This window comes from Deltaproteobacteria bacterium (genome assembly GCA_016208165.1).
Lineage (GTDB): Bacteria > Desulfobacterota > Desulfarculia > JACQYL01 > JACQYL01 > JACQYL01.
In genome coordinates, this window is record JACQYL010000004.1 from 25,686 (window position 1) to 32,034 (window position 6,349).

Annotated in this window: 4 protein-coding genes; all 4 read left to right on the forward strand. The window is 57.3% G+C overall.

From position 1 onward, the window contains the following. Position 1 precedes the first annotated feature (1 nt). The 4 genes from HY788_00945 to larE all read left to right on the forward strand — a co-directional run bounded on the left by HY788_00945 (position 2) and on the right by larE (position 6,062). Positions 2-2,839: a sulfatase-like hydrolase/transferase gene (locus tag HY788_00945; GenBank protein MBI4772743.1), complete on the forward strand. Its 2,838-nt coding sequence runs from the start codon at positions 2-4 to the stop codon at positions 2,837-2,839. Positions 2,840-3,044: 205 nt separating this feature from the next. Next, entirely contained in the window at positions 3,045-4,202 is a 1,158-nt protein-coding gene (locus tag HY788_00950; GenBank protein ID MBI4772744.1) for a radical SAM protein, read from the forward strand. 285 nt (positions 4,203-4,487) lie between these two features. Beyond that, complete coding sequence (locus HY788_00955; protein ID MBI4772745.1) at positions 4,488-5,090, forward strand: CBS domain-containing protein; 603 nt, start codon at positions 4,488-4,490, stop codon at positions 5,088-5,090. Positions 5,091-5,162: 72 nt separating this feature from the next. After that, positions 5,163-6,062: an ATP-dependent sacrificial sulfur transferase LarE gene (larE, locus tag HY788_00960; GenBank protein MBI4772746.1), complete on the forward strand. Its 900-nt coding sequence runs from the start codon at positions 5,163-5,165 to the stop codon at positions 6,060-6,062. Positions 6,063-6,349 lie beyond the last annotated feature (287 nt).

Sequence of the window (6,349 nt, forward strand, 5' to 3'; positions counted from 1 at the left end):
TATGAACCGCACGCGAACCCAAATCTTAGACTTTCTGCATCTGTTCACGCTCAGTGCATTTGCCGTGGCCCAGCCCATATTCGATCTCCTCGGCCGGCAGGCCGAATTTTTCGTGGCGCGGCGATCGGAACCCATCGATATTATGATTCTTGCGGCCGTTCTCAGCCTGGCCGTCCCGTTGGTTCCGGTCGTGATCGAGATCGCCGTGGGCCTGGTTAACTCGAAGGCGCGAAAAGCCTGCCACCTATTCTTCGTGGGCGTCCTCGTGGCCCTGATTATCCTTCCCGCCCTTAAACGAGCGAACTTTTTCGCGATCGGACCCCTGTTGACGGCCGCGGCCGTTGCGGGTCTGGTATTCGCTTTTGCCTATGTTCGATTTCGAGCCGCGAGGATGTTCGTGTCCGTGCTCGCTCCCGCAGTGATCATCTTCCCGGCGCTTTTTCTGTTCCATTCCCCGGTAAATCGGCTTCTCTTTCGAGTGGAACCGGTGCTTCACTCGACGGGATTGGGTTCCACCCCGCCCATCGTCATGCTCGTGCTCGACGAAATGTCCTCCGTCTCGCTCATGGACGAACGTCAACACATCGATCCGGTACGGTTTCCCAATTTCGCCGCTTTGGCGGAGAACGCCACCTGGTTCCGGAACGCAACCACCGTGGTCGAGGTAACGGAAACAGCGCTCCCGGCCCTGCTCACCGGCAGATATCCCACCGAGCGCCGTCTTCCCGTGGCCTCCGAGTTTCCGAACAACCTGTTCACGCTGCTGGGTGAATCCTATCGCCTCGAAGTGGTGGAGCCCGTCACCGAGTTGTGCCCCCGTTCCCTGCTTGACGGTGGGTCTGACCGGGAACCCCTCAAGGCGCGTATCTCATCGTTGTTTGTGGACGCTCGGCTCGTTTACCTACACTTGATTCTACCCCACGAACTCACGCGGATGCTCCCGCCCATCAACCATAATTGGAGCGGTTTCTTCGTGGACAGGGCGAAAGAGGAACTCAAGCGAGACCGGCGCCGTCAGTTCTTGGAATTCGTGGATCGCATCGGACGCAGCGAAAAGCCGACGTTGTATTTCAATCATTCCATGCTTCCCCATTGCCCTTACGAATATCTTCCGTCCGGGCGGAAGTATTCACTTACAAACGGCGTTATGGGACTATTGCCCAACACGGAAACCTGGCGCCGGGATGAATGGCCGGTTATCCGGGCCCATCAAAGGTATCTGCTCCAGTTGGAGTTTGTAGACCGTCTTCTGGGCCGCCTTATCCAACGTCTGAAAGAACAGGGGTTGTATGATCGAGCGGCCATTCTAGTGACGTCGGACCATGGAGTCAGCTTCATACCGGGAGAAAGCCGCAGGCTCGCCTCTCCTGCAAACCTCTCCGACATATTGAACGTGCTGCTCATGATAAAGGCTCCGGGGCAGCGACAAGGCGTAATAGACGACAGCAACATGGAGACGGTGGACGTTCTGCCGGCGCTGGCCCATTTGTTGGGAATGAAGATCCCCTGGACGGTGGACGGCGCCTCGCCTTTCGATCCGTCGAGAAAGGAACGCGCCGAGAAGACCCTGTACCGGCAAGACCTCCGGAAGCTGACGTTCGCCCCGGAGCAGGCCGCGAAGCTCGAGAGCCTGCAAAGGCAACTGGCCCGTTTCGGCTCGGGCCGGGAACGGGGGCTTTTTCCTGAAGCACCTTCATCGCACAACCTGATCGGAAGACGCCCGGCCGAGTTCCAACTCGAACCGAACACCGAAATGTATGTCCATTTTGACCGCAAGACGTTTTACGCAGAGCTGAATCCCGCTTTGGAGACCCATGACGGTAATCGCGCGACCTTTTCCGCCGTGGTATCGGATTCCTGCTTTTTTCCTGGCAGAAACCGGATCGAGGCCTACCTGGTGCATGGGGCAAGCGAAGTGGTGAAATTGGCCCGTATCGAAAGTAATGCGGACCTGCTTTTCTCCTTCAAAAAGGAAGGGGAATCGGAGTATCTCATCGACATCCACGGCAAGTCCATGCCCATCCTTCCCGGTAGTTTGAAGGGATGGGTGGACGCGGCCGTCCCGGAATCAGACTACGTTCGCCTGGAAGGCTGGTCGGCGGACCTGGCCTCGGGAGAGCCGGCCCGGGAGATTGCGTTGCTCGCAGGGGACCAATGCATCTACGCCGATACGACGAACCGGGAGCGCTCGGATGTGGCATCCCACTTCAATAATCCGCGCCTGGTTGGATGCGGGTTTGTTTTCCGATTGCCGAGGCGTCTATTCGAGCGAAGACCGATTCGCGTGCTGGCCGTGTCGCGTGCAGGACAAGCTTCCGAGTTGAGCTATCAACCTCATACGGAATGGCTTCGAAACGCCGGGGAGTCGTCCTTTGACGCACGCACCGTCTTTTCCGGCTTCGTGAAATCCGGCCTTGACGAGGTGTCGTGCACTCTTGAGTCCGTGGAAGATCGGGAACGGATCGTATGTTCCGACGGCGCATCCATCCCCATCGAAGAAGGAGCCGTCGAAGGCTGGTTGGAAACGGCCCGCTCGGACAACGGTGCTGTTCATCTCATAGGTTGGGCCGCCGAGGTATCCGAAGCGCGGCTTCCCGCCGCCGTAGTGGTCTTTGCGGGCCGTGACTTTATCCAGGGGACTCTCGCCTTCCACGACCGTCCCGATGTGTCCGGGCATTTTTCCGATCCCCGCCTCATGCGCTGCGGATACACCATGGACGTGCTGCCGGGGGATATCCGGGGCCGATCTTTGAGGGTGTTGGCCGTGTCCACGTCCGGGAAAGCCTCGGAAGTAACCTACCATCCGGGTACCGAATGGGTGCGTTCCGGCGAAAGGTAGGGCCGAGTCTCCCTTTCGGTTGGCCGGGACCGAAGAACCAACTTTCGCTTGACATTCCGACGGACTTATCCTGTCTTAGGCAGGGACATACGGCATACCGGTTTGATGGCTGCCGGAGACGTGGAAGAGGTTTTTCTCACGAAGCCGGCCATACCTGACGCGAAGAGTAAATCAATGAACGAAGTTCCGACAAAAAGGGATGAATTTGCCCGATTCCAAATCCAACCGACTCGCTCTTAATTTCAGCGCCATGGTGCGGGACTTGAAGAGCGGCGTCGCCCAGTGGTCCGCCCTTCCCATGCATATGGAGATATCGACCAACGCCCGGTGCAACCTTCGATGCATTATGTGCAGGCCGCGAAATGTCGACGTCGATTTCGATTCCGCCCGGCTGGATCTAGACACGGTCGCGGCGGCGGTGGATGAATTGGGTCCCAACCTGGGATTGTTGACTCCGTCGAGCGGAAGCGAACCCTTCCTGGGAGATCCGGAGTTCCTGGCTGAAAAATGCCGGGAACATGAGATATGGCTGACGGTGACCACCAACGGCACCTTGATGACGCCCGAGCGGTACGCAGCCATCGAAGACACCCTGCTGTACCTCCAGGTTTCCTTCGATTCCCACGTTCCGGAATTGTACGAATGGATCCGGTCGGGAGCGAAATTCGATCGGGTCGTCTCGAATCTCCGGCAAGTGATTCCCAGGGCCTCCGCCGTGGGGGTGGACACCTGCGCTTCCGCCGTGCTGATCGAGCAGACTCTTCCCCATCTGCCACAATACGTGGACTTTGTGGCGGATCTCGGCTTTCATCGAATCGAGCTGCAGAAACTCTATCACCGTGTGGATGTCCGGGACATCGATCCCTACCGGCGCCATCCTCCCGAAAAGATCCTCGATCAGGTGGGACTTGCCGTGGATAGAGCCAAAAAAAGAGGCTTGAGTCTTATCCTGAGCGCGGACAAACGCATCCATTACATGTTCGGGAAGCACACATCGAAGCGAAGCGACCGGAGAATGGCGGACTATGCTTATTATCTGATGAAGCGTTTCCCGAGGTTCTGCTTTCAGGCGGCTCACTATGTCCGGGTCACCCCGGACGGGATGGTCTACCCGTGCTGTAACCATCACGAATCCATGGTGATGGGCAGCATCTATGAAAAGAGCCTGACCGATATCTGGCAAGGCCCGAAATACCAGCAGCTTCGGAGCGAGTTCTTCTCCGGAAAGCCGCGGTCCCACTGCTCGACCTGCCCTATCATGACCGGTGTGGCGAAAGCCGAATTCAAACCGAATTCTCTCAAGTGGCTGTTCAAGAGGGGCTGGAGCCTGCTGGCGACGGATCTCGCCGGACTCCGCCGTTAGAGACGGGAGACCCGGGGAGCCATGCCCTATTGCGATCCCCGTCGGGCAGAGGTCCGGGGCGAAACGGGCAAGCGGCGTGTCAGGGACGGCGGTCGGGTTGAGCAAAGAAACCAACTGGAATCATCTATATGTGGCGGCTGCGGTCGCTGTTCGCCTTCCATCCGAGCTTCAGACAGTTCCTCTTGCCAAGTTGAAATAAACCGAATACACTGAAATCACTTGCAGCCGGCTTGTCCAACTCGTTGTTTGGCACAGAAATCTTATCAGCAGTCACGGAAGGCGCCTATGAGAGTCGAACGACAAATGAGCCGAAATCTGGTTACCGTTACCAGCGAGTCATCCATCCAAACGGCCATTCAATTAATGAAAACCCACTCGATTCGGCATCTACCTGTTGTAGACGACGGACGGTTCGTCGGATTCGTAACGGAAAGCGACCTGCGCGGAGTCATCATACCTTCCATGATCGAAGACATTTCCATCAAAGACGTTATGATTACCAACCCCATCACCGTGGCTCCCCAAGACACCGTCGAGAAGGCGGCCATCCTGCTGAGCAGACACAAGATAGGAGGTCTTCCGGTTGTCGAAGGCGAGCAGCTGGTGGGAATTATCACCGTGGCCGATGTGCTCGAATCCTTTATCCAATTCATGGGTGTGCTGGAGAGCAGCTCGAGGTTGGATATTGTTCTGAAAGAAGCTCCAGGCTCCCTCGAGGACGCCGTGCGCCTCATCGCCCAGTGCGGAGGCCAAATCATGAGCGTAGGAGTGATCGCTGAACGGGAGCCCGAGGCGATCTATGCCTTCAGACTGCGAAAAATGGACCTGACGTCGCTTATCGAGCAATTGAATCAGGCGGGACACAAGGTGGTCGGCTGGGAGGACTGATGTCGGTCCGGGGAACCGTAGCGGGTGCATCGTCGGGCGAACATCCGCGCAAGTGAAAGGAGCCGTCTACCCGTGAAGGGATACAGCATCAATCGCCCTTCGACCAGGCTCATCGGTATGCTGGAAAACCCGGCGCTTCCGGAGCCATCGAGGGACAGACTCGAGAAGTTTTTTCGCGCCTTCTCCGAAGTGGAATCGGCCTTGGTGGCCTTCTCCGGAGGCCTGGACAGCTCTTTTCTGCTTTTTGTCGCCCGGGAAATGCTCGGCGACCGGGCGGCGGCCTATACGGCCGTTTCCCCCTTTGTCCCGGCCCGCGAACTGAAGTCCGCCCGGGCTTTGGCGTCACGTCTGGGCGTCCGTCATTTTCTCGTCGACGTGGACCCTCTGTCCAATCCCGAACTGGCTAGAAACCCGTTCAATCGCTGCTACTTGTGCAAGAAAATGGTCTATACGAAAGGGCTGCTCCTGGCGCGGGAGCATGGTTTTGCCGCGTTCATGGACGGGACAACCGCCTCGGATGCAACCCAGCACCGCCCGGGCAGACAAGCGGTGATGGAACTGGGCGTGGCGACGCCGCTGATGGCGGCGGGTATGAGCCGAAAGGACATTCAGGAAGCCAGCAGGATGGCGGATCTTGAGACGTGGAACAAGAACCCGATTTCGTGCCTGGCCACCCGCCTCCCATATGAAACCCTGCTGGAACCCAAGACCTTGCTTCGAATCGACCGGGCGGAAGAGATTCTCGCATCCTTCGGGTTCGCAGGCGTCCGGGTGCGCGTGCATGCGGACCTGGCGAGAATAGAGGTTCCTTCCCAGTCGCTGGCTCAACTGGCACAGGACCCGTTACGCTCCGACATCTGTCGCGAGTTCAAATCGTTGGGCTTTGCTTACATTACCGTTGACCTCGAAGGATTCCGGAGCGGGAGTATGGATCTTCACCTCTCCGGCGACCCGACGGATCGCGAAACGTAGAGATTTATATACTTTTTTTTGTGTAAACACGATGACTTAGAATGTGCTTTTTTTCTCAAATTTTCCTTGACAGGATTTTTCGTTCCCAGTATAAGCGGTTCTGCCGGGTGCTCATGCGAACCGTGGAGTTGTATTTGCTGCGAAGAAGGGGATTTATACTGATTTAGCCCGGTTATTCCCCATTAAGGTTGGTGTGCCCCCCAACTTTAATGGGGTTTCCTTTTTTGTGATCGGACGGACCGTTGGTTCACTCGTCCGTCTCTTCACCCAGATACAGTTTTCGAATC